This window comes from Blautia sp. HCP3S3_C4, from assembly GCF_052064095.1.
GTDB lineage: Bacteria > Bacillota > Clostridia > Lachnospirales > Lachnospiraceae > Blautia_A.
Map to the genome: position 1 here is coordinate 140,074 of NZ_JBQHWF010000002.1, position 21,946 is coordinate 162,019.

Annotated in this window: 18 protein-coding genes, 1 tRNA gene and 1 pseudogene; 17 read left to right on the forward strand and 3 right to left on the reverse strand. The window is 42.5% G+C overall.

Features of this window, described 5'->3' with window-relative positions; genetic code table 11:
• Nucleotides 1–46: 46 nt before the first annotated feature.
• Both ACTNC6_RS02585 and ACTNC6_RS02590 read left to right on the forward strand, forming a co-directional pair.
• Nucleotides 47–1,612 (forward strand): sensor histidine kinase, encoded by a 1,566-nt coding sequence (locus ACTNC6_RS02585; RefSeq protein ID WP_441043138.1) that lies wholly within the window; start codon nucleotides 47–49, stop codon nucleotides 1,610–1,612.
• On the forward strand, nucleotides 1,605–2,309 hold the full coding sequence (locus tag ACTNC6_RS02590; RefSeq protein WP_118338429.1) for a response regulator: 705 nt from the start codon (nucleotides 1,605–1,607) through the stop codon (nucleotides 2,307–2,309). Before ACTNC6_RS02585 ends, ACTNC6_RS02590 begins: the two co-directional genes overlap by 8 nt.
• Here the strand turns inward: ACTNC6_RS02590 and ACTNC6_RS02595 are convergent.
• A complete protein-coding gene (locus ACTNC6_RS02595; protein WP_441043139.1) occupies nucleotides 2,293–2,517 on the reverse strand; it encodes a hypothetical protein in 225 nt (74 codons plus the stop codon). The genes ACTNC6_RS02590 and ACTNC6_RS02595 overlap by 17 nt on opposite strands.
• Before the next feature lie 207 nt (nucleotides 2,518–2,724).
• Here ACTNC6_RS02595 and ACTNC6_RS02600 point away from each other — a divergent pair.
• The 8 genes and pseudogenes from ACTNC6_RS02600 to ACTNC6_RS02635 form a co-directional block, all read left to right on the forward strand.
• Nucleotides 2,725–3,230: pseudogene (locus tag ACTNC6_RS02600) on the forward strand (AAA family ATPase); the annotation flags it as partial.
• Nucleotides 3,231–3,761: 531 nt separating this feature from the next.
• Nucleotides 3,762–4,991, forward strand: coding sequence for a glutamyl-tRNA reductase (gene hemA / locus ACTNC6_RS02605; RefSeq protein WP_441043140.1), 1,230 nt, complete (start codon nucleotides 3,762–3,764; stop codon nucleotides 4,989–4,991).
• Entirely contained in the window at nucleotides 4,981–5,478 is a 498-nt protein-coding gene (locus ACTNC6_RS02610) for a precorrin-2 dehydrogenase/sirohydrochlorin ferrochelatase family protein (RefSeq protein ID WP_022381476.1), read from the forward strand. The genes hemA and ACTNC6_RS02610 overlap by 11 nt, the downstream gene beginning before the upstream one ends.
• Nucleotides 5,456–6,376 (forward strand): hydroxymethylbilane synthase, encoded by a 921-nt coding sequence (gene hemC / locus ACTNC6_RS02615; RefSeq protein ID WP_441043141.1) that lies wholly within the window; start codon nucleotides 5,456–5,458, stop codon nucleotides 6,374–6,376. The genes ACTNC6_RS02610 and hemC overlap by 23 nt, the downstream gene beginning before the upstream one ends.
• Nucleotides 6,377–6,424: 48 nt before the next feature.
• Nucleotides 6,425–7,930 (forward strand): uroporphyrinogen-III C-methyltransferase, encoded by a 1,506-nt coding sequence (gene cobA / locus ACTNC6_RS02620; protein WP_441043142.1) that lies wholly within the window; start codon nucleotides 6,425–6,427, stop codon nucleotides 7,928–7,930.
• Between the two features lie 60 nt (nucleotides 7,931–7,990).
• On the forward strand, nucleotides 7,991–8,974 hold the full coding sequence (hemB, locus tag ACTNC6_RS02625) for a porphobilinogen synthase (protein ID WP_195565688.1): 984 nt from the start codon (nucleotides 7,991–7,993) through the stop codon (nucleotides 8,972–8,974).
• A complete protein-coding gene (gene hemL, locus ACTNC6_RS02630) occupies nucleotides 8,974–10,248 on the forward strand; it encodes a glutamate-1-semialdehyde 2,1-aminomutase (RefSeq protein WP_441035027.1) in 1,275 nt (424 codons plus the stop codon). Before hemB ends, hemL begins: the two co-directional genes overlap by 1 nt.
• A 219-nt stretch (nucleotides 10,249–10,467) precedes the next feature.
• Nucleotides 10,468–11,532 carry a lactonase family protein gene (locus ACTNC6_RS02635; RefSeq protein WP_441043143.1) on the forward strand — a complete coding sequence of 355 codons (1,065 nt, stop codon included), beginning with the start codon at nucleotides 10,468–10,470 and terminating at the stop codon, nucleotides 11,530–11,532.
• A 95-nt stretch (nucleotides 11,533–11,627) separates the two neighbouring features.
• Here ACTNC6_RS02635 and aroC read toward each other — a convergent pair whose 3' ends face one another.
• A complete protein-coding gene (gene aroC, locus ACTNC6_RS02640; RefSeq protein WP_441035031.1) occupies nucleotides 11,628–12,722 on the reverse strand; it encodes a chorismate synthase in 1,095 nt (364 codons plus the stop codon).
• 251 nt (nucleotides 12,723–12,973) lie between these two features.
• Between aroC and ACTNC6_RS02645 the strand changes: the two genes are divergently transcribed.
• The 4 genes from ACTNC6_RS02645 to ACTNC6_RS02660 all read left to right on the forward strand — a co-directional run bounded on the left by ACTNC6_RS02645 (nucleotide 12,974) and on the right by ACTNC6_RS02660 (nucleotide 17,891).
• Nucleotides 12,974–13,915, forward strand: a complete 942-nt coding sequence (locus tag ACTNC6_RS02645; RefSeq protein ID WP_303242541.1) for a magnesium transporter CorA family protein — start codon at nucleotides 12,974–12,976, stop codon at nucleotides 13,913–13,915.
• Between the two features lie 64 nt (nucleotides 13,916–13,979).
• Entirely contained in the window at nucleotides 13,980–14,852 is an 873-nt protein-coding gene (locus ACTNC6_RS02650; protein WP_441035033.1) for a hypothetical protein, read from the forward strand.
• Nucleotides 14,853–14,876: 24 nt separating this feature from the next.
• Entirely contained in the window at nucleotides 14,877–16,157 is a 1,281-nt protein-coding gene (locus tag ACTNC6_RS02655) for a diaminopimelate decarboxylase (RefSeq protein ID WP_441035035.1), read from the forward strand.
• Nucleotides 16,158–16,334: 177 nt separating this feature from the next.
• Nucleotides 16,335–17,891, forward strand: a complete 1,557-nt coding sequence (locus ACTNC6_RS02660) for a glycerophosphodiester phosphodiesterase family protein (protein ID WP_441043144.1) — start codon at nucleotides 16,335–16,337, stop codon at nucleotides 17,889–17,891.
• A gap of 97 nt (nucleotides 17,892–17,988) precedes the next feature.
• On the opposite strand, the gene ACTNC6_RS02665 is transcribed toward ACTNC6_RS02660, so the two are convergent.
• Nucleotides 17,989–18,072: transfer RNA gene (locus ACTNC6_RS02665), tRNA-Leu, on the reverse strand.
• Nucleotides 18,073–18,207: 135 nt separating this feature from the next.
• On the opposite strand from ACTNC6_RS02665, the gene ACTNC6_RS02670 reads away from it, so the two are divergent.
• The 3 genes from ACTNC6_RS02670 to ACTNC6_RS02680 all read left to right on the forward strand — a co-directional run bounded on the left by ACTNC6_RS02670 (nucleotide 18,208) and on the right by ACTNC6_RS02680 (nucleotide 21,939).
• Nucleotides 18,208–19,215 (forward strand): glycoside hydrolase family 5 protein, encoded by a 1,008-nt coding sequence (locus ACTNC6_RS02670; protein ID WP_441043145.1) that lies wholly within the window; start codon nucleotides 18,208–18,210, stop codon nucleotides 19,213–19,215.
• 129 nt (nucleotides 19,216–19,344) lie between these two features.
• Complete coding sequence (ftsH, locus tag ACTNC6_RS02675; RefSeq protein ID WP_441035041.1) at nucleotides 19,345–21,261, forward strand: ATP-dependent zinc metalloprotease FtsH; 1,917 nt, start codon at nucleotides 19,345–19,347, stop codon at nucleotides 21,259–21,261.
• A 330-nt stretch (nucleotides 21,262–21,591) separates the two neighbouring features.
• Nucleotides 21,592–21,939, forward strand: a complete 348-nt coding sequence (locus ACTNC6_RS02680) for an anti-sigma factor family protein (RefSeq protein WP_441043146.1) — start codon at nucleotides 21,592–21,594, stop codon at nucleotides 21,937–21,939.
• Nucleotides 21,940–21,946 lie beyond the last annotated feature (7 nt).

Genomic DNA, 21,946 nt, shown 5'->3' on the forward strand with positions numbered 1-21,946 from the left:
CAGCCCCATGATATAATTTTCAAAACAGTAAAAGGTGGGGGACAGGATGAATTTAAAAAATGTGAATCATCAGAAACGATCATTTACATGGTCTATGGAAAAACCGTCTGCAAAGGATTATTTTCTGACAGTATTTATATTTGTGGTATGCACCTTAATTGGTCTGTTGTTTCAGAAACTGAATTTTACGGATACGAATATTGTAACCATATATATTCTGGGGGTTTTGATTACTTCGATTGTGACAGATGGCTATCTTTGCAGTGTGGTAGGCTCTTTTTTAAGTGTATTTTTATTTTGTTTTTTTCTGACAGAACCAAGGATGTCTTTCAAAACCTATGCGGTGGGTTATCCGGTGACATTTTTCATAATGCTTATTTCATCCGTACTTACGGGAGCACTTGCAGCAAAGCTGAAAACACATGCAAAGCTGTCTACACAGCTTGCTTTTCGTACACAGATTCTGTTCGATACAGACCGTCTGCTGCAAAATGCAAAAGGGGAAACAGAGATTCTTGATGTCACCTGTACACAGCTTCTCCGTTTATTAAACCGCAATATTACAGCATATGTAGTAGAAAACGGAACTTTATCAGAGGGAAAGCTTTTTTCCGGGGAAAAAGAGGACACAGAAGATTTTTTGATACCAGAAGAGCAGCAGATAGCCAGATGGGTCTGTGAAAACAGACAGCATGCCGGTGCGTCCACACACCATTTTCCTCAGGCTAAATGTTTATATCTGGCAATCCGGAGCGGGGATAATGTTTACGGTGTGATCGGGATACCATTGCAAAAAGAAACACTGGACTCTTTTGAATACAGCATCCTGTTGTCTGTAATAAATGAATGTGCGCTTGTAATGGAAAATGCGAAAAATGCATTAGAAAAAGAAAAAAATGCAGTTATGGCCAAAAATGAACAGCTGCGGGCAGATCTTCTTCGGGCGATTTCGCATGATCTTCGTACGCCGCTTTGCTCCATTTCCGGTAATGCAGATATGCTGCTTGGCAATAGTGACCGTCTGGACGAAGCTACAAAACATCAGATTTATAGCGATATCTATGATGATTCTGAATGGCTGATCGGAGTTGTGGAGAATCTTCTTTCCATTACCAGACTGAATGACGGAAGACTGAAATTTAAATTTACAGACCAGCTTCTGGATGAGGTGATTGCAGAATCCCTGCGGCATATCAGCCGGAAACATGATGATTATAAAATTGTGACAGACTGCGAAGAACTTGTTCTTGCACGTATGGATGTACGTCTTATTATGCAGGTTCTGGTAAATTTAGTTGACAATGCAATAAAATATACACCACCGGGTTCTGTGATCTGTATTCGGGGAACGAAAACAGATGGGAAAGCGCAGATAAGTGTGGAAGATAATGGCCCGGGAATTCCGGAAGAAATGAAGTCACATATTTTTGAGATGTTTTATACAGGGAAAACAACAGTTGCGGATAGTCAACGAAGTCTGGGACTTGGACTGGCACTTTGCAGCTCTATTATAGAAGCACATGAAGGAACCCTGGTTTTGACAGATCATAATCCTCATGGATGCAATTTTACTTTTACTTTACCCTTAAGCGAGGTGACATTAAATGAATAAAACATTAATTCTGGTGGTTGAAGATGACAGACCCATACGCAATCTGATCGTTACTACATTAAAAACACATGACTATAAATATCTGACTGCAGAAAACGGATCTTCAGCTATTCTGGAAGCTTCGTCCCACAATCCGGATATTGTTCTTCTGGATCTGGGGCTTCCTGATATGGAAGGGGTAGAAGTGATAAAAAAAATCCGTACCTGGTCGAACATGCCGATTATTGTGATCAGCGCCAGAAGTGAGGACACAGATAAAATAGAGGCGCTGGATGCAGGAGCGGATGATTATATTACGAAACCGTTCTCTGTTGAGGAATTACTTGCGCGTATCCGTGTCACCCAGAGGAGACTTGCGGTTATGCAGAGCGGAGAGCAGATAGAAAGCTCTGTTTTTGAGAATGGTGGATTAAAGATAGACTATACGGCAGGCTGTACATATCTGAAGGGAGAGGAATTGCATCTGACACCTATAGAATATAAGCTGCTCTGTCTTTTGTCCCGCAATGTGGGAAAGGTATTGACACATACCTATATTACCCAGCAGATTTGGGGACGGTGTTCGGATAATGACGTTGCTTCTCTCAGAGTTTTTATGGCAACATTGCGAAAAAAACTGGAGCCTGAGAAAAATGGGGTGCAATACATCCAGACCCATATTGGCATTGGATATCGTATGCTTAGAATTGAAAAGTAAAAGGCTGGATACGGAGTATGTCACATACAATGACTGTCTTTCCATCGTTTTCCGGGTCGATCGTATCTGCTGCATCAACGTAAACTGCGTCTTTCAGAGCTGCTTTTGTTTTGGGGTTATCCACAAAGATCATCTTTAAAGCAGATACAAAAAAGAATATTCCGATTATTACAAGGAGAACCCCTCCTGCTTTCTTCAATATCTTCACAAATTTCATCACCTTCCCTTTCTGTTAATATTTTCTGCAAGTATCTCAATCATATTATTACATATTTTGCTTCGTTTGCCACTGTCACTTGCGATAGTAACAGGTTAGATTATTTTCTGGAATTACCATAGGATTCATGCTATTATGAAAAGTAATAAGACGGATAACAATAATAAGGTATGCTTTATAAATGGAAGGGGCGATAAGATGGCAGGATTAAAAAAACTTCCAATTGGAATTGAAAATTTCGAAAAGCTGCGGAAGGAAGATTTCTATTATATAGATAAGACACGACTGATTGAACAGCTGCTTACAAGATGGGGTGAAGTAAACCTGTTTACCCGCCCAAGACGCTTCGGAAAATCCCTGAATATGAGTATGCTCCAGAGTTTTTTGAGATTGGAAAAGATAAGGCTCTGTTTGATGGGCTGAGGATTTCAGATAATCAGGAATTATGTGAAAAATATCAGGGAAAATTTCCGGTGGTTTCTGTCAGTCTGAAGGGAATTAATGGTGCCACATATGAGGAAGCCCGAAGATTTCTCATAAAAACAATCAATGAAGAAGCCCGCAGACTATCCGTACTTTCAGACAGCACAGAGCTTGATGAAACAGATCACGAATTACTGACACAGTTAAAGAAAAAAGAAATGACAAACGATTCTCTGGTGTACAGTATCCGTGAACTGACAGAATTGCTGGAAAAGCACTTCAGCAGATTATAGATATCAGATATACTGAGTCGTTGGAACAGGAAGGGATTCATACAATTATAAAATATGGAATCGCCTGTTACAGAAAGAAATGTAAGGTGCTGATGAGAATAGACAAACAGTGAACACAGAATATTCAGACCTCATTACCGGATGCAGAACGAACGGTAATGAGGTCTTGTCACGTTATCCTTTAGTTACTGTTCACTCCGTTCACAGTAACTTAGCCAAAATTTATTCCAGATTGCCTGCGGCAATGGAATTTTGGCTTGTATGTCTCGGGATTTTGGCATATTCATGCCAAAACACCTCGCGGGATAGTGGTATGTGAACAGTAACATCCTTTACTCTAATGCTGAGCTTTTTCCATGTTTACAATTGACATCTTAACAGGAAATGATTATGATATTTCTGACAGCGCTTTTTAGCTGTCCCGATTTCATATCAAATCAAATACCCTGTTGCCAGTGGGATATTTGATTTGATATGAAATGAATGAGGAATGGTGAAATACGAAGGAGAGTTAGAGTTATGAGTATTTCCATGATTGGAATTGACCATAATATGGCACCGGTGGATATTCGTGCGAAATTTGCATTTACAAAGAAAAATGCCGGTGAAGCAATGGAAAAAATAAAGAATCAAAATGGAATATATGGATGCGTGATCCTGTCCACCTGTAACCGCCTGGAGGTCTGGGCAAGTGTGGATGATGAGGTGGATGTCTGTCTTTATGACTGCCTCTGCAGGATAAAGGGAATTACTGAGGATTCTTACAGACAATATTTTGTGGAGCGTAAGGATCAGGAGGCAGTTGAGCATCTTTTTTATCTTACCAGTGGTCTGAAATCACAGATCATAGGGGAGGATCAGATCCTTACACAGGTGAAGGATGCCCTGAATCTGGCAAGAGAGAATTTTGCGGCAGATGGTGTTCTGGAGGTTTTGTTCAGAATGGCTGCCACAGCAGGAAAGAGGATTAAGACAGAGGTTCCTTTTTCTCATGGAAATCCGTCAGTGATCCATCAGGCCATCGGATTTCTGGCAGAGAAGGGGTATTCTCTCAGGGATAAGACCTGTATGGTCATCGGTAACGGTGAGATGGGCAAGGTGGCTGCTCAGGCCTTGCAGGAGGCAGGTGCAGATGTAACAGTGACCATCCGTCAGTACAGAAGCGGAGTTGTGAATATTCCGCTGGGCTGCAAGCGTATTAATTACGGTGACAGAATGGAGTATATGCCACAGTGTGATCTTGTAGTAAGTGCAACTGCAAGCCCGAATTTCACATTAAGAGAAGAATTATTCCAGGGAATCCGGACAAAGGATGACCTGATCCTGATCGATCTGGCAGTTCCCAGAGATATAGAGCCATCTGTTGGAAAGATCCAGGGGGTCACACTTTATGACATGGACAGCTTTCGTATAGAGGAGGTTCCTGCAGAACTTCAGGAAAATCTGGAGGCAGCAGGCGCGATCGTAAGAGAGCAGATGGATGAATTTTTCCAATGGCTGGATGGAAGGGACCTGATTCCAAGAATTCAGGATATTAAAGATGAGGCAGTCAATGACCTGAATTTAAGGATTGCAAAGATATTAAAGAAAACACCCATGGAAGAGGATGACAGGCAGAATCTGGTCCATGCAGTGGATACGGCAGCAGGAAAAGTAGTAAATAAACTGATCTTTGGTCTGCGTGACAGTCTGAATCAGGAGATTTTCCTTGAGTGTGTGGCAGGACTGGAGAAAATATATGAAGAATAAGCCGTATTTTCCAATGTTTATAGATTTATCAGACAAGAATATCGTGGTTGTGGGCGGCGGAAACATTGCAACCCGTCGAGTGAAAACCCTTTTATCATTCACCAGAAATATCAGAGTCATTGCTCCGAAGGTCACCATGGAGATGATGGAGCTTGGCAAAGCCGGCTATGTAGAGCTGATCACACGTCCGGTGAAGCGTACAGACTTTGCGATGGCATATATGGTGATCGCAGCTACTAATGACAGAAAGTTAAATGATGAGATCCACAGGATCTGCAGGCAGGAAGGCGTTTATGTTAATGTAGCCAGTGACAGGGAGCAGTGCGATTTTTATTTCCCGGGAATTTATATGGAAGAGGGACTGGTGGTGGGAATCACAGCCAGCGGTCTGGACCATAAAAAAGCGCGCAGGATAAGAGAAGAGATTCAGAATGCCCTGGAGAGAGTTGCGCAGGAAGATGATAATGAGGAGGAAAATGATGACTGAGGTGATCATTGGAAGTAGAGAGAGTAAGCTGGCAGTTCTCCAGAGTGAGATGGTAAAAAGCTACATAGAACAGAAAAACCGTGAAGAAAATGCCGGCTCTGAAGTAACAGTAAATATCCTGACTATGAAAACGACAGGAGATATTATTTTGGATCGTACCCTGGATAAGGTGGGCGGAAAAGGACTGTTTGTAAAAGAACTGGACAGGGCATTGCTGGATGGTAAAAGTAATCTGTCTGTACACAGTCTTAAAGATATGCCTATGGAGGTTCCAAAAGAGCTTCCGCTTCTGGCCTTTTCAAAGCGTGAGGATCCAAGAGATGTACTGGTGCTTCCTGAGGGAGTGGCGGAGCTGGATCCGGATAAACCTCTGGGATGTTCCAGCTTAAGGAGAACTCTTCAGTTAGAGAAGTTGTATCCTGAGATGGAGGTAAAGAGTATCCGTGGAAATCTGCAGACAAGGCTTCGCAAGCTGGATGAAGGAGAGTATTCCGGGCTGATCCTGGCAGCGGCAGGTCTGAAACGACTGGGGCTGGAAAGCAGGATCAGCAGATATTTTACACCGGATGAGATGATTCCTTCAGCAGGTCAGGGAATCCTGGCTGTGCAGGGACGCAAAGGTGAGGATTATGGGTATCTGGACGGATACTGTGACAGGGATGCCTGGATTGCAGGAACTGCAGAGCGCGCATATGTAAAATATCTGGACGGAGGATGTTCTTCGCCTGTAGCTGCATTTGCAGAGGTGGACGGAGATGAGATCTTTATCCGCGGTTTATATTACAGTGAAGCTACAGGAAAGTGGCTTACAGGTCAGATCAGAGGTGCAGCAGAGGATGGAGAGAAGCTTGGAATTGCACTTGCAAAGCAATTGAAATCTGACTGTGAGGGAAGATAAAAAAATTTATAAAAAGAAAATTCTTGTGATGCAAAAAGGAGAAGAAACATGGCAGCTGGCAAGGTTTGGCTGGTTGGTGCGGGACCGGGTGATATCGGGCTTTTTACATTAAAGGGCGCAGCGGTTCTGCAGCAGGCAGATGTGGTAGTATATGACAGTCTGGTAGGCGAAGGGGTTCTGGCAAAGATCCCGGAGCATGCCAGACTGATTAATGTAGGCAAAAGAGCAAATCACCATACCATGGTGCAGGAGGATATTAATAAGGTTCTTCTGGAAGAAGCTGAAAAAGGAAATAAAGTAGTAAGACTTAAAGGTGGAGATCCCTTTCTCTTTGGAAGAGGCGGGGAGGAACTGGAACTTCTTTCTGAGAATGGAATCCCTTATGAGATTGTACCCGGAGTGACATCTCCCATTTCTGTTCCTGCTTATAATGGGATTCCTGTGACACACAGGGATTTCTGTTCGTCCTTACATATTATTACAGGACATAAACGTGCAGGGCAGGAGTATGATATAGATTTTAAAGCACTGACTCAGACAAAGGGAACACTGGTATTTCTAATGGGAATTGCAGCATTGGAGGATATCTGCAAAGGGCTTCTTGCAGGCGGCATGGATCCGGATATGCCGGCAGCAGTTCTTCAGAAAGGAACAACAGCAGGACAGAAGCGGGTGGTTGCTACTGTAGGTACACTCAAGGAAGAGGTGGACAGACAGGGGATAGAGACACCTGCCATTATTGTTGTGGGAAAGGTATGTTCTCTGGCTGACAAATTTGCCTGGTATGAGAAGCTTCCTCTGGCAGGCTGGAAGGTTCTGGTCACAAGACCAAGACAGCATATTTCAAAGACAGCAGATCTTCTCCGCCAGAAAGGTGCCGAGGTTCTGGAACTGCCGTCTATCTGTACAGTACCTGTAGAGGATAACAGCAGACTGTATGAGGCATTTGAGAAACTGGATACTTACCAGTGGATTATTTTTACAAGTCCTGCAGGTGTGGAGATCTTTTTCGATGAGATGGACAGAAAAGAGATGGATGTGCGCAGTTTGGGACAGGCGAAGATTGCAGTGATCGGTGAAGGAACGAAGAAAAAGCTGAAAGAGCATCACCTGCTGGCTGATTTTGTGCCAGGTGTGTATGATGGAGATACTCTTGGAGCAGAACTTGCAAAAGAACTTCAGGGAAATGAAAAAATTCTGATCCCAAGAGCTGAGGCCGGAAATAAAAAGCTGACAGAATTGCTGGAGCAGACAGGTGCGAAGGTAGATGACATTGCTACTTACACAACCTGTTATGAAAAGAGCAGGTTGATCGATGAGAAGAAAGAGCTGGAGACAGGAAGTGTGGACTGTGTAGTATTTACCAGTGCCTCTACTGTAAAGGGATTTGTGGAAGGCACAAAGGGACTGGACTATACGAAGGTAAAAGCTGCCTGTATCGGAAAACAGACCAAAGCTACAGCAGATGCTTATGGTATGCAGACCCGCATGGCAAAGAAGGCTACCATCGAAAGTCTCATAGAGCTTGTGGAAGAGATGAAACAGGAAAATTGATAACTATTCTGCAAAAAATGGAACAGTTATGAGAATTGTTGATAAAAGGAGCAAAAAGACATGGACTTAATTCAGAGACCAAGAAGATTAAGAGGCAGTGAAAACTTAAGAAAAATGGTAAGAGAGACCAGAATGGACAAGTCTTCTCTTATTTATCCCTTATTTGTAAAAGAGGGAACAGGGATTGAAGAAGAAATCCCTTCTATGGAAGGACAGTTCCGCTACAGTGTAGACCGTCTTCCTTTTGAACTGGAACGTCTGCAGAAGGCAGGAGTAAACAGCATTATGCTGTTCGGCATCCCGGATCACAAGGATGAGGTGGGAAGCGGTGCATACGATCCCAACGGAATTGTACAGAAGGCCCTGAGAGAAGCAAAGAAACAGTTCCCGGACATGTACTATATCACAGATGTATGTATGTGTGAGTACACTTCACACGGACACTGCGGAGTGCTCTGCGGTCATGATGTAAATAATGATGCAACACTGGAATTACTGGCTAAGACAGCTGTTTCCCATGTGGAGGCGGGTGCAGATATGGTAGCTCCTTCTGATATGATGGACGGACGTGTACGTGCTATCCGTGAGGCTCTTGATGCAAACGGACATTATGGAGCACCGATCATGTCCTATGCAGTAAAATATGCATCTGCTTTCTACGGACCATTCCGTGATGCTGCAGGTTCTGCACCGTCCTTTGGTGACAGAAAGAGTTACCAGATGGATTTCCACAATAGAAGAGAGGGAATGAAGGAAGCTCTTACAGATGTAGAAGAGGGCGCAGATATCATTATGGTAAAACCTGCCATGTCTTATCTGGACATGGTCTCTGAGGTATCAAAGGCTGTAAATGTGCCGGTTGCAGCATACAGTGTAAGTGGTGAATATGCAATGGTGAAAGCAGCTGCAAAGATGGGCTGGATCGATGAAGAACGTATTATGTGTGAGATGGCAGTCAGTGCATACCGTGCAGGTGCCCAGATCTATCTTACTTATTATGCAAAAGAACTTGCGAAATGCATGGATGAAGGGAGAATCGGCTGATGGGTTTATCAGAAGAATTATTTGACAGAGCAGTAAAGGTAATTCCGGGAGGAGTAAACAGTCCTGTACGTGCCTATGGCGCTATCGGTATTGCACCGAGATTTATCGACCGTGCAGACGGATGCCATATTTATGATGTTGATGGAAAAGAATATGTGGATTATATCGATTCCTGGGGACCTATGATCCTGGGACATAATTTTCCGGAAGTAAAAGAAAGTGTACTGAAGGCATGTGAAAAGGGCCTCAGCTTCGGATGTGCAACTGCAATCGAAGTGGAGATGGCTGAATTCATCTGTGACCATATTCCACATGTGGATATGGTGCGTATGGTAAATTCCGGTACAGAAGCTGTTATGAGTGCAGTCCGTGTTGCCAGAGGATTTACAGGAAAGAATAAGATTATTAAATTTGCAGGATGCTATCATGGACACAGTGATGCCATGCTGGTAAGCGCAGGCTCCGGTGTGATGACAAGCGGTGTTCCGGACAGTGCCGGTGTTCCTAAGGGATGCACAGAGGATACCATGACTGCTGTTTATAATGATCTGGACAGTGTACGTGCACTGATGGAGCAGGCTGACGGACAGACTGCTGCTGTTATTGTGGAAGCTGTAGGCGCCAACATGGGTGTGGTTCCCCCGAAAAAGGGGTTTCTGGAAGGGCTGAGAAAACTCTGCGATGAGTACGGTGCTCTTTTGATCTTTGACGAGGTTATTACTGGCTTCCGTCTGGCTTTTGGCGGTGCTGCAGAATATTTTGGCGTGACCCCTGATCTGGTTACCTATGGTAAGATCATCGGCGCAGGTATGCCGGTTGGTGCATATGGTGGACGCAGAGAAATCATGGAACTGGTTTCTCCTGTTGGAAAGGTTTATCAGGCCGGTACCTTAAGCGGAAATCCTATTGCAATGGCAGCAGGACTGACACAGTTAAAATACCTCTATGAGCACCAGGAAATCTATAAAGATCTGGAGGAAAAAGGAAAACGTCTCTATGGCGGTATGGAGAAAATCCTGGCAGAGAAAAATCTGCCTTACCATATCAATCACGTATCTTCCCTGGGAAGCCTGTTCTTTACAGAGCAGGAGGTTGTGGATTATACCTCAGCCAAATCCTCAGATACAAAAGCTTTCTCTGAATATTTCAAGGGAATGCTTGCGCAGGGAATCCATATGGCTCCGTCACAGTTTGAGGCAATGTTTTTATCTGTTGCCCATACAGATGAGATCATAGACCAGACATTGGAAGCTGTCAGAAATTATTTTGCCTGAATCAGAGGAAAATACAGTTTTTGCCCTATGGATCTGATATTTTATTTTTACCCATGGACAGGAAAAAATACATAAATCTAAGCTTCGGAATCTTGTTCTGATTGGAAAAATGTGCTATAATCTTTCTATTGTATGACATATATTATTGTTCACTGACAGTAACCGGAAACGGAGTGGACAATGAAGTAAAACTTCAGGACAGTAGGAGGCAATGGCTTTATGAGTGAGAGAAAATATGTAGCCTATGTGGGATCCTATACACATGGCTCTTCCAAGGATGGAATTCATGTTTATGATGTTGATGTAGAAAAGGGCACTCTTACAGAGCGCAGCGGAGTGGAAGTAAGCAATGCATCCCATACAGCAATATCAAAAAACGGCAGATACCTGTATTCTATCGAAGATGAAGGTGTAGCAGTATTTGAGAGAGATTCTGAGGGTGACCTGTCACGTATCAACAGTGTAAATATTGATGGCATGAGAGGCTGCTATCTGGCTACAGATGTAGATGGTAAATATCTCTATGTAGCAGGCTATCATGACGGTAAGGTGACCGTTGTACATACTCATCAGGATGGACGTCTGGGAAGTTTGATGGATGGTGTATTCCATAAGGGGCTTGGCAGTGTGGCAGAGCGTAATTTCCGTCCGCATGTAAACTGCGTACGTCCTACACCGGATAACAAATATCTTTGTGCAGTAGATAATGGAATCGATCAGGTGAAGATTTATAGGATCAATAAGAGAAGACATAAATTGGAACTTGTGGATATTCTGAGATGTCCCAGAGAGAGTGGACCGCGTATTATCCGTTTCAGTGATGACGGCAAATTTGCATACATTCTTTTTGAATTGACAAATGAGATCAAGACCTATAAATATGACGGTAGTGGCAAAACTCCGGAATTTGAACTGATTCAGAGTATTCCTACCATTGTAGTGAAAGATAAGGATACTCACAATGCATCTTCAGGACTGGCTATGTCTCATGATGGCAAGCATCTGTTCTGCACCACAGCCGGTATAGATACTGTGACTATGTTTGAGAGAGATGAAGAAACAGGACTTCTGGACAGAAAGTTTTTCCTGCCTGTAAGTGGCGAATATCCCAAAGATTTGGTGCTGTTTCCGGATGATAAGCATCTGGCAGTGGCAAATCATGCAAGTAATACGGTTACGGTATTTACCATTGATTATGAGAAAAATATCATTGTAATGAATGGAAAACCATTAAAAGTGGAAACACCGAATTCCATTCACATCTGGGCAGTGCCGGAGAAATAAGAATTACAGAGAAATCAAAATTACAGTTTGCTTTGATAAAAGTATTATTTGTCAAAGCAAACTGTTTTTTGTTAGTAGAACTAAATGGGGTCATGTTAATTCATGTAAAAATCCCGAACCCTGTCCATCTGGGAGCTCATATTGACAAAGAGTGCATCTGCCAGTGTAATTGCTGCCATGGATTCTACTACAACTACAGCTCTTGGAACAATGACCGGATCATGGCGGCCGTGGATTTCAAGAGAAAGAGTTTCCTTATCTTTGGTCACAGTCTGCTGGGGCTGACTGATGGATGGAGTTGGCTTAATATGGGCGCGGAGTATAATCTCACTGCCGTCGCTGATTCCGCCCATGATTCCCCCTGCGTGGTTAGAGGTTTTGACAATTTCACCATCTTTGATTGTGAATCCATCATTGTCAGTGGAACCGTTTAAGGAAGTCACTGCAATGCCATCACCGATTTCAACAGCCTTGACTGCGCCGATGGACATCAGGGCGTGGGAGAGAAGAGCACTGAGTTTGTCAAAAACAGGTTCGCCAAGTCCGGCCGGTGTTCCGGTAATGCGGCATTCGATCACACCGCCGGCACTGTCCTGGTTTTTCATACATTCTTCCAGATACTCACCGGCTTTTGCTGCTGCCTGGGCATCCGGCATGTAAAATGCATTCTGGTTGATTTCTTCTTTGTCAAAAGAAGAAATTTTGACAGGTCCGATAGATTTGGTATAGGTGCAGATGGAAATGCCAAGCTCACCTAATATTTTAGAGGCAATGGCACCTGCTGCAACTCTTCCGATAGTTTCCCTCCCTGAAGAACGTCCGCCTCCGCGGTAATCCCGGAAACTGTATTTCTGGTCAAAAGTATAGTCTGCATGTCCCGGACGGTAGGAGTATGCAATATTTCCGTAGTCTCTGGAGCGCTGGTCAGTGTTTCTCACCATCAGAGAAATGGGGGTGCCGGTAGTTTTACCTTCAAAAACGCCGGAAAGGATCTCGACCAGGTCTCCCTCTTTGCGGGCAGTGGTATAACGGCTCTGACCAGGTTTTCTTCGGTCAAGGAAAATCTGGATATCGTCTTCAGAGAGAGAGAGGCCGGCAGGACATCCGTCTACTACAGCTCCAAGGGCTTTTCCGTGGGATTCGCCCCAGGTGGTTACTTTAAATTTATTTCCAAATGATGACTGGCTCATATATTTTGTATCCTTTCGTACTGTCATTTTTGTGTGATATATATATATGAATGTGGAATATATATGACTTTATTATAGCGAAGTGTAAAAGTTTTGTAAACCGGAACCATTGGAATTGACAAAAATTAATGTTCAAATTATAATGTATGGTGTGTTTTTGGCAGCTTTGGGTAAGCTGTCTGATGAGGGGAAAGATAGACTGCTGTGTAAACTCTTACAGCAGTAATAGAAAAAGAAGGGAAGTGTGAATCGTGGTAAGGATTTTTAAGACAATCGATGGCTCCATCCATGAGATCCAGGAACCTCAGGAGGGATGTTGGATTGCATTGACAAATCCTACAGCAACAGAGATATTTGAGATTTCTGAACAGTTTGGGATAGAGGTAGACGATTTGCGCGCTCCGTTGGATGAAGAGGAACGTTCCCGTATCGAAGTAGAGGATAATTATACGTTGATCCTGGCAGATGTGCCTACCATTGAGGAGCGGAATGAGAAGGACTGGTATGTGACCATTCCTCTTGGTATCATCGTCACTCAGAAGATGATTTTTACTGTTTGTCTGGAGGATACACAGGTTCTGACCAGATTTATGGAGGGCAGAGTGCGGAATTTCTTCACATATATGAAGACAAGGTTTATTTTACAGATTCTGTACCGTAACGCCAGCATGTATCTGAGATATCTGCGTATTATAGATAAAAAAAGCGAACAGATTGAGGAAAAGCTTCATCTGTCCACCAGGAATCAGGAGCTGATGGAGCTTCTGGAACTGGAAAAATCACTGGTATACTTTACAACCTCTCTGAGATCAAATGAAATGGTACTGGAGAAATTGCTGAAGGTTGAAAGTATTAAGAAATATCCGGAAGATACAGAGCTTCTGGAGGATGTTATTATTGAGAACAAGCAGGCGATTGAGATGGCCAATATTTATAGCGGAATCCTGAGCAGCATGATGGGAACCTTTGCTTCGGTTATTTCAAATAACCTGAATATTGTCATGAAGGTTCTGGCTGTAATTACCATTGTCATGAGTATTCCGACTATTGTATTCAGTGCCTACGGTATGAACCTCAGTGCTGCGGGAATGCCCTTTTCCAGGACACCCTGGGGATTTCTCATAGTGATCATTCTTTCTGTAGTAGCAAGTATCATTGCAGCGATATTTCTGTCCAAGAAGAAATTTTTCTGATGAGAGAAACTGGTTGTGGAGAGATGCTGACTGTGGCAGATTTCCCGGATAGTAAAGGAGAGTTATGAGATTTATTGACAAACTGGAACGAAAATATGGAAGGTATGGAATTGAGAATCTGACGATGTATATTATCATCAGCTATGTGCTGGGATATGCACTGATGTATATTAATCCCGGTGCACTGTCAATGCTGAGCCTGAATGTTACGAAGATACTTCAGGGACAGGTATGGAGGTTGATCACCTGGATCGTATATCCGCCAAGTACATCATCACCTCTTTGGTTTGTGATCGCGATTTTATTTTTTTATTATCCGATCAGTGCTTCTCTGGAGCATACCTGGGGAAAATTTAAATTTACCTTATATATATTGTCAGGAATGATTTTTACTGTAATCGCTGCATTTATCCTTCATTTTGTGATGGGAGGCGTATTAGATGGGCTGGGAGGAATTATTTTTTCCACATATTATATTAGCTTATCTATTTTTCTGGCATATTCATTGACATATCCTGATATGACAGTGTTACTTATGTTTGTAATACCGGTTAAGATGAAATGGATGTCAATTGTCTATGCTGCGATTGTGATCTATGATGTTGCCAGATATTTTATGAATGGAGCATGGTTTATGGCACTTCCGATCATTGCATCATTGCTGAATTTTGTGATCTTTTTCCTGGGAACCAGGGATTTCAATCGTTACAATCCCAAGGAAATCCACAGAAAGAATGAGTTTAGGCGTGCAGTGAACGGCGGAAGTAAAACAGTGCCTTTCCCTGGAAGCAGCAATGCGGTTACCAAGCACAAATGTGCAGTCTGTGGACGTACGGAAAAGGATGATCCTAATCTGGAATTTCGTTTCTGTTCCAAGTGTAACGGAAATTATGAATACTGTCAGGATCATTTATATACACATATACACAAGAAATAGGGCATAAGAGGAGAGAAAATTATTATGAAAAAAGTACCATTCGTTACTCTGGAAAAACTTCAGGAGATTACATCACAGTTTCCAACACCTTTTCATCTCTATGATGAGAAGGGAATCCGCGAGAATGCCAAAGCAGTGAAGGAAGCATTTGCATGGAATAAAGGCTTCAAAGAATACTTTGCAGTAAAGGCTACACCAAATCCTTTTCTGATCCAGATTCTTCAGGAGTATGGCTGTGGCTGTGACTGCTCGTCTATGACTGAGCTTATGATGTCCAAGGCCCTTGGCTGTAAAGAGGGAGATGTAATGTTTTCTTCTAATGATACTCCGGATGAAGAATTCAAATATGCCAATGAGATTGGCGGAATTATTAATCTGGATGACATTACTCACATTGAGAGTGTGGAGAAAGCAGTGGGATATATTCCCAAAGTGATCAGCTGCCGTTATAATCCGGGCGGATTATTCAAGATCAGCAATGATATTATGGACAATCCGGGAGATGCAAAATATGGTATGACCACAGAGCAGATTTTTGAGGCATTTAAGATTCTGAAGGCTAAGGGAGCAGAGGAATTTGGTATTCATTCTTTCCTTGCAAGTAATACAGTGACTAACGAGTATTATCCTATGCTTGCCAGAGAATTGTTTAAGCTGGCAGTTGATCTGCAGAAGGAAACAGGCGCTCATGTGAAGTTTATCAATCTTTCCGGTGGTGTGGGAATCCCTTACAGACCGGATCAGACACCTAATGATATCCGTGAGATCGGCGAGGGCGTCCGCAAGGTTTATGAGGAAGTTCTGGTTCCGGCAGGAATGGGAGATGTGGCAATCTATACAGAGATGGGACGTTTTATGATGGGACCTTATGGCTGCCTGGTAACGAAGGCAATTCATGAGAAACATACTCACAAGGAGTATATCGGAGTGGATGCCTGCGCTGTAAACCTGATGCGGCCGGCAATGTATGGTGCTTATCATCACATTACAGTAATGGGCAAAGAAGATCAGCCGTGTGATCATATGTATGATATCACAGGTTCTCTCTGTGAGAATAATGATAAATTTGCCATCGACCGTTATCTGCCCAAGGTTGATATGGGAGATTTGCTGGTGATCCATGATACAGGTGCTCATGGTTTTGCAATGGGATATAATTATAATGGTAAGCTGAAATCTGCTGAGATTCTTCTTCATGAGGATGGAAGCTTTGAAATGATCCGCCGTGCTGAGACACCAAAGGATTATTTTGCAACATTTGATTGTTTTCCGATTTATGAAAAATTGCTGGAAGATACGAAATAAGTCTGAAAGGACTTGTGATTGTCTGGAGTTTCGTGAATAGGAACATCAGACAGTTACATAAGCTTTTGTGAAGTCAAGGATATACCGGTCTGCTCGGAAAGGACTGCAGACCGGTTTTCTTGCGCCTTTATGGAGAAGACAGAAAACTGCATGATTATGGGATTTGGAGCGAGAAATATGAAATTGAAACTGAAAATAAAATTATCCGGAATGATAATCCTGCTTGGATTATTATTGATAGGAAATTTCTGCTGTCAGGTACAGGCTGCAGAAGAATATTATGTGCCTTATGGGACGATGGAGATTAAAGCAGGAAAGTCCAAAGCGATGGATATTTACTGTGATAATGTAAAGCTGAAACCATCCGGATTTAAATGGAGCAGCAATAAACCGGAATGTGTGTCTGTTGTGGGCGGTATTGTAAAGGGGAAAAAGACTGGATATGCCAGAGTCACTGCCGAAAAAAATAAAAAAACCGTAAGCTGTATGGTGTATGTATACAATAAAACACAGACAGTACCCTTTAAGAATTACCGGGGACAGGTGAAGATTACCAGAGATTCGGATCTGACACTAAAACCGGAAAAGCTTGGAAAAGGAATTACGTATACATCTTCTGATTATAATGTTGCAAATGTGACGGCTGATGGAAAGGTGATTCCATTTAAAAAGGGAAAAGTAACGATTACCTGTTGCTCCTATGGTACCAGCAAATATGTTTCCAAAATAGTAGTAGTAATTGGAAAGGCTGCCCGGGATATCAGTATAAAAAAACAGCTTTCTTTGGAAACCGGAGAGAAAATCCAGCTAGATGTAAAGGCAGTTCCTGCGAATAGGGTTTTATCTGCAATCAAATATTCTTCCGATGACAGCACAGTAGCATCTGTGGATAATAAGGGGCAGATTATCGGTAAATCTGCGGGAAGGGCCAATATTACAGTGACTGCTGCTGGTGCTGACGGGACAATTCAGAAGAATGTGGAGGTATATGTAGCGGAGGCAGATAAGGAAACAGACATTACCCAGGGAACGGATACCGGATATATCTATCACAGAGGAGATCCCACCAGTGCTCCTGAGAATACTCTTCCTGCTTTTGAAATTGCAGGAAAAAATGGGGCCCAATATGTGGAAACAGATGTATATGAGACAAAGGATGGTGTACTTGTGATTTTCCATGATACATCTCTGAAACGAATGTGTGGTGTGGATAAAAATATTCTGGATATGACATATGCAGAACTTTGCCAGTATCCGATCATTTATGGCAGAAATGCGGCTATGTTTCCCAACAATGTGGTTCCAACGCTGAAGCAGTATATTGACTGCTGTAATACCTATAATATGACACCTGTGATTGAGATCAAGCAGATTCCCAGTGCCAATGGGATGAAACAATTTAAACAGCTTTTATCTATATCTAAAAAGCAGCCGTTGATCATTTCTCTGAGAGACAGTTATCTGATCACATTGAGACAACTGGGAATTCCGTATAAAATGCAATGGGTGATCAAGGAGCCGATCACAGACAGCATCATTCGCCGATGCTCACAGTATAACTGGGATGTAAGTACCATGTATAACTTTGTGAAAAAAGAAGATATTCCCAAAGCACATCAGATGGGAGTAGGAGTTGCAGTATGGCTTTGCAAAGACCGGAAAATTGCAGATTTATTTGAAACCTGGGGTGTGGATTATATCACATGTGAAATAAATATGGAGGAGATGCTTTAGAGCGTTTTTTAAACACGCTCTAGAACATATAGAAAAAAAGGCCTGTAAAATACTTGATTTTACAGGCTTTTAAATATAATATACAAATTAAAAGAAGTGCCGGCAGTGGGACTTGAACCCACACGATGTTGCCACCAACAGATTTTGAGTCTGCCTCGTCTGCCAATTCCGACATGCCGGCGTTTGAACTTTTACTATGATATCATGATTCTGACAGATTGGCAAGAAAAATTTTACATATTTTTATAAGATATTTTTTTATAAGATACTTTTATAGTTCATTGACAATGTGATGAACGGAAACAGGGAGGGGAAAATGAAAAAAAACAAAACAATAAGGATACTTCGGATTTTATGTGCAATGCTTTGCTGTATCTGTCTGGTGGGAACGTTGCCTGTGGAAAATGTGAGTGCAGCCACCACACCGGTGAAGAAAAACGGACGCCTTAGTGTAAAGGGTACGAGACTGGTCAATTCCCAGGGAAAGGCTGTGGTATTAAAAGGGGTCAGTACCCATGGAATCAACTGGTTTCCCCAGTATGTGAATAAGGCTGCGTTTAAAACACTGAGGGATAACTGGGGTGTGAACTGTATCCGGCTGGCAATGTATACGGAAGAATATAATGGTTATTGTTCCGGAGGAAATCAGGCAGAACTGAGAAAACTGATCAACAATGGTGTGAAATATGCCACAGAACTGGGAATGTATGTGATCATTGACTGGCATATTTTAAGCGACGGAAATCCTGTGAAAAATAAAAAGCAGGCAATGTCATTTTTTAAATATATGGCAAAGAAATATAAAAACCAGAACAATATTTTTTATGAAATCTGCAATGAGCCTAATGGGGATACATCCTGGAACAGGATCAAAGGCTATGCCTCATCTGTTACAAAAATCATCCGCAAATATGATAAGAAAAATATTATTCTGGTGGGAACACCTACCTGGTCCCAGGATGTAGATGTGGCAGCAGACAGTCCTATTAAAGGATATTCCAATATTATGTACACTTTTCATTTTTATGCAGCTACTCACGGTGACAGCTATAGGCAAAAAGTGCAGGCTGCTATTCAGAAGGGACTGCCGGTTTTTGTCAGTGAATTTGGAATCTCTGAAAGTTCCGGGAATGGCAGAATTGACAAAAACGAAGCAAATAAGTGGATGCAGTTTCTGAAGAAAAATAAGATCAGCTATGTCTGCTGGAGCCTGTGTAATAAAAATGAAAGCTGCTCACTGCTGAAAAGCTCCTGCAGCCGGACGGGAAATTTCAAAAAATCGGATTTGTCCCAGGCTGGCTTGTGGTATAAGTCTGTAAAATGACAGAGAGATGGAAGAATCTGATTTCTAAAAAGTTTATGAAATTCTCATGAAATTTTCGGCCTTTTATTGAAAATTACATGAATAAGTGATATGGTACTTGTTACAAAATAACAAATGGAGGAATTGCCAATGAACTTTGATAATAAAAAGCCAGGCAGAAAACCGCTTTATGTCTATTATATTATTGCTGCGGTTATTATAATTCTGCTGAATGTGCTGCTTCTTCCTGCAATTGAGGGAAGAAAGGTACAGACCACAGATTATAACACCTTTCTCACTGGCGTAGAAAAAAATTATGTAAAAGCAGTTGAGATTCAGGATAATTATATTTATTACGAAGTTGAGAGTGATGGACAGGAGTTATATTGCCGGACAGTAAAGGTGAATGATCCGGAGCTGGTAGACAGACTTCACGATGCAGGCGTAAAATTTGAAGCAGTTGCACCTCAGCAGACATCTATCTGGGTGAGTATTCTGGCTGGATATGTACTGCCTATCCTTATCTTCGTTCTTCTGGGACGCTGGCTTAGCAAGAAGATGATGAGTTCCATGGGCGGAGGACCGGGAGGTGCTATGTCCTTTGGAAAAAGTAATGCCAAAGTATATGTAAAATCATCTACAGGTATTAAATTTGCAGATGTTGCCGGCGAGGAGGAAGCAAAGGATCTGTTAAAGGAGATAGTAGATTATCTTCATAATCCTCAGAAATACAGAGAAATTGGTGCGTCCATGCCAAAGGGAGCCCTGCTAGTAGGCCCTCCGGGAACAGGTAAAACTCTTCTGGCAAAGGCTGTAGCAGGCGAGGCAGAGGTTCCTTTTTTCTCTATTTCAGGTTCAGAATTTGTGGAAATGTTTGTTGGTATGGGAGCAGCCAAGGTTCGTGATCTGTTTAAACAGGCTAATGAGAAGGCACCCTGCATTGTATTTATTGACGAGATAGATACCATTGGTAAGAAACGAGATGGTGCAGGATTTACAGGTGGTAATGATGAGCGTGAGCAGACATTAAACCAGTTGCTGACAGAGATGGACGGTTTTGATGGTTCCAAGGGTGTTGTGATCCTTGCCGCCACTAACAGACCGGATTCTCTTGATCCGGCTCTTCTCAGACCTGGCCGTTTTGACAGACGTATTCCGGTAGAGCTTCCGGATCTGAAGGGAAGAGAGGATATCCTTAAGGTTCATGCTAAGAAGATTAAAATTGCAGATTCTGTCCGCTTTGATGAAATTGCCAAGGCTGCAGCAGGAGCTTCCGGCGCAGAACTTGCCAATATTGTAAATGAAGCTGCGCTCCGTGCAGTTCGTGACGGAAGAAAATTTGCTACACAGGCTGATTTTGAGGAGAGTATTGAGGTAGTTATTGCCGGATATCAGAAGAAGAACAGAGTTCTTTCCAACAAGGAAAAACTTATTGTAGCTTATCATGAAATCGGCCATGCGCTGGTTGCTGCAAAACAGACAGAATCCGCACCTGTTCATAAGATCACAATTATTCCGCGTACTTCAGGTGCCCTGGGATATACCATGCAGGTAGATGACGGTGACCATTATCTTATGACAAAGGAAGAATTGGAGAATAAGATTGCTACCTTTACAGGCGGCCGTGCAGCAGAGGAACTTATTTTCCATTCCATTACTACAGGAGCTTCCAATGATATTGAGCAGGCTACCAAGATTGCCAGGGCTATGATCACCAGATACGGTATGAGTGAGGATTTCGATATGGTTGCTATGGAAAATGTTACCAACCAGTATCTGGGAGGAGATTCCAGTCTTGCATGTTCCTTTGAAACACAGACACTTTTGGACAAGAAGGTTGTGGATCTGGTGAAAATGGAGCACCAGAAAGCACTGAAGATTCTGCAGGACAATATGGGAAAGCTTCATGAGCTTGCAAAATATCTGTATGAACATGAGACTATTACAGGGGAAGAGTTTATGAAAATCCTGAATGATCCCCTTCCTTCTGTGAATACCGGGACTGCAAAGCAAGAGAATACAGAAGAAAATACAGAAGAGAATACAAAAGAGAATACAGAAGAATAGAAGACATATTGACAAAAAGTTATGTAGAGAAAGCAGCAGGAGAAGAGTGCCTGCTGCTTTTTTCGGTGGTCAGGATTCTTGTTACTGTTCACTGATAGTATCCCGCGAGGTGTTTTTTGTGAGCGAAGGTCACAGAAAACCTGAGACATACCGCGCGAATTTATGCGATTAGCATAAATCCTGTGCATCGCGAAGCGTGTTATTGGGCGCGGAGTGAACAGTAACGGATTCTTCCTTGTAAATCAGACCGGGTTCAGTTATAATAGGAACAATGAAATGAAGTTTAGCCGGTTGACAGAGAAAACAGGACAGTCAGAAAGAAGGGACGTTATGAACTGCCGTACTGCAGAGGGAATGGTAAACGGATATATTAATCATGAACTTTCTTTGAAGGAGCTGGAGGAATTTTTGGATCATATCCAGACATGTTCTTCCTGTTATGATGAATTGGAGACATATTTTATTGTTTATGAGGCCATGCAGCAGCTGGATGACAATGACAGCGGATCAGTGATGGATTTCAAGAGACTTCTGGAACAGGATATTCGGAAATCCAGACGATATATCCGTAAGAAAAAATTAGGCCGTTTTTCAGTGGGAGTCCTTTTGTGTATACTGATCGTGGCTCTGGCAGCGTTTATGGTATATGTGGTGATGCAGATGATTCGTATTATCTGATCGCTAA

Excerpts from the sequence above, each read along its gene's own strand:
- ACTNC6_RS02585 (WP_441043138.1), top strand. The coding sequence starts at position 47 with ATGAATTTAAAAAATGTGAATCATCAGAAACGATCATTTACATGGTCT.
- ACTNC6_RS02590 (WP_118338429.1), top strand. The coding sequence starts at position 1,605 with ATGAATAAAACATTAATTCTGGTGGTTGAAGATGACAGACCCATACGC.
- hemA (WP_441043140.1), top strand. The coding sequence starts at position 3,762 with ATGAGTATTTCCATGATTGGAATTGACCATAATATGGCACCGGTGGAT.
- ACTNC6_RS02610 (WP_022381476.1), top strand. The coding sequence starts at position 4,981 with ATGAAGAATAAGCCGTATTTTCCAATGTTTATAGATTTATCAGACAAG.
- hemC (WP_441043141.1), top strand. The coding sequence starts at position 5,456 with ATGAGGAGGAAAATGATGACTGAGGTGATCATTGGAAGTAGAGAGAGT.
- cobA (WP_441043142.1), top strand. The coding sequence starts at position 6,425 with ATGGCAGCTGGCAAGGTTTGGCTGGTTGGTGCGGGACCGGGTGATATC.
- hemB (WP_195565688.1), top strand. The coding sequence starts at position 7,991 with ATGGACTTAATTCAGAGACCAAGAAGATTAAGAGGCAGTGAAAACTTA.
- hemL (WP_441035027.1), top strand. The coding sequence starts at position 8,974 with ATGGGTTTATCAGAAGAATTATTTGACAGAGCAGTAAAGGTAATTCCG.
- ACTNC6_RS02635 (WP_441043143.1), top strand. The coding sequence starts at position 10,468 with ATGAGTGAGAGAAAATATGTAGCCTATGTGGGATCCTATACACATGGC.
- aroC (WP_441035031.1), bottom strand. The coding sequence starts at position 12,722 with ATGAGCCAGTCATCATTTGGAAATAAATTTAAAGTAACCACCTGGGGC.
- ACTNC6_RS02650 (WP_441035033.1), top strand. The coding sequence starts at position 13,980 with ATGAGATTTATTGACAAACTGGAACGAAAATATGGAAGGTATGGAATT.
- ACTNC6_RS02655 (WP_441035035.1), top strand. The coding sequence starts at position 14,877 with ATGAAAAAAGTACCATTCGTTACTCTGGAAAAACTTCAGGAGATTACA.
- ACTNC6_RS02660 (WP_441043144.1), top strand. The coding sequence starts at position 16,335 with ATGAAATTGAAACTGAAAATAAAATTATCCGGAATGATAATCCTGCTT.
- ACTNC6_RS02670 (WP_441043145.1), top strand. The coding sequence starts at position 18,208 with ATGAAAAAAAACAAAACAATAAGGATACTTCGGATTTTATGTGCAATG.
- ftsH (WP_441035041.1), top strand. The coding sequence starts at position 19,345 with ATGAACTTTGATAATAAAAAGCCAGGCAGAAAACCGCTTTATGTCTAT.
- ACTNC6_RS02680 (WP_441043146.1), top strand. The coding sequence starts at position 21,592 with ATGAACTGCCGTACTGCAGAGGGAATGGTAAACGGATATATTAATCAT.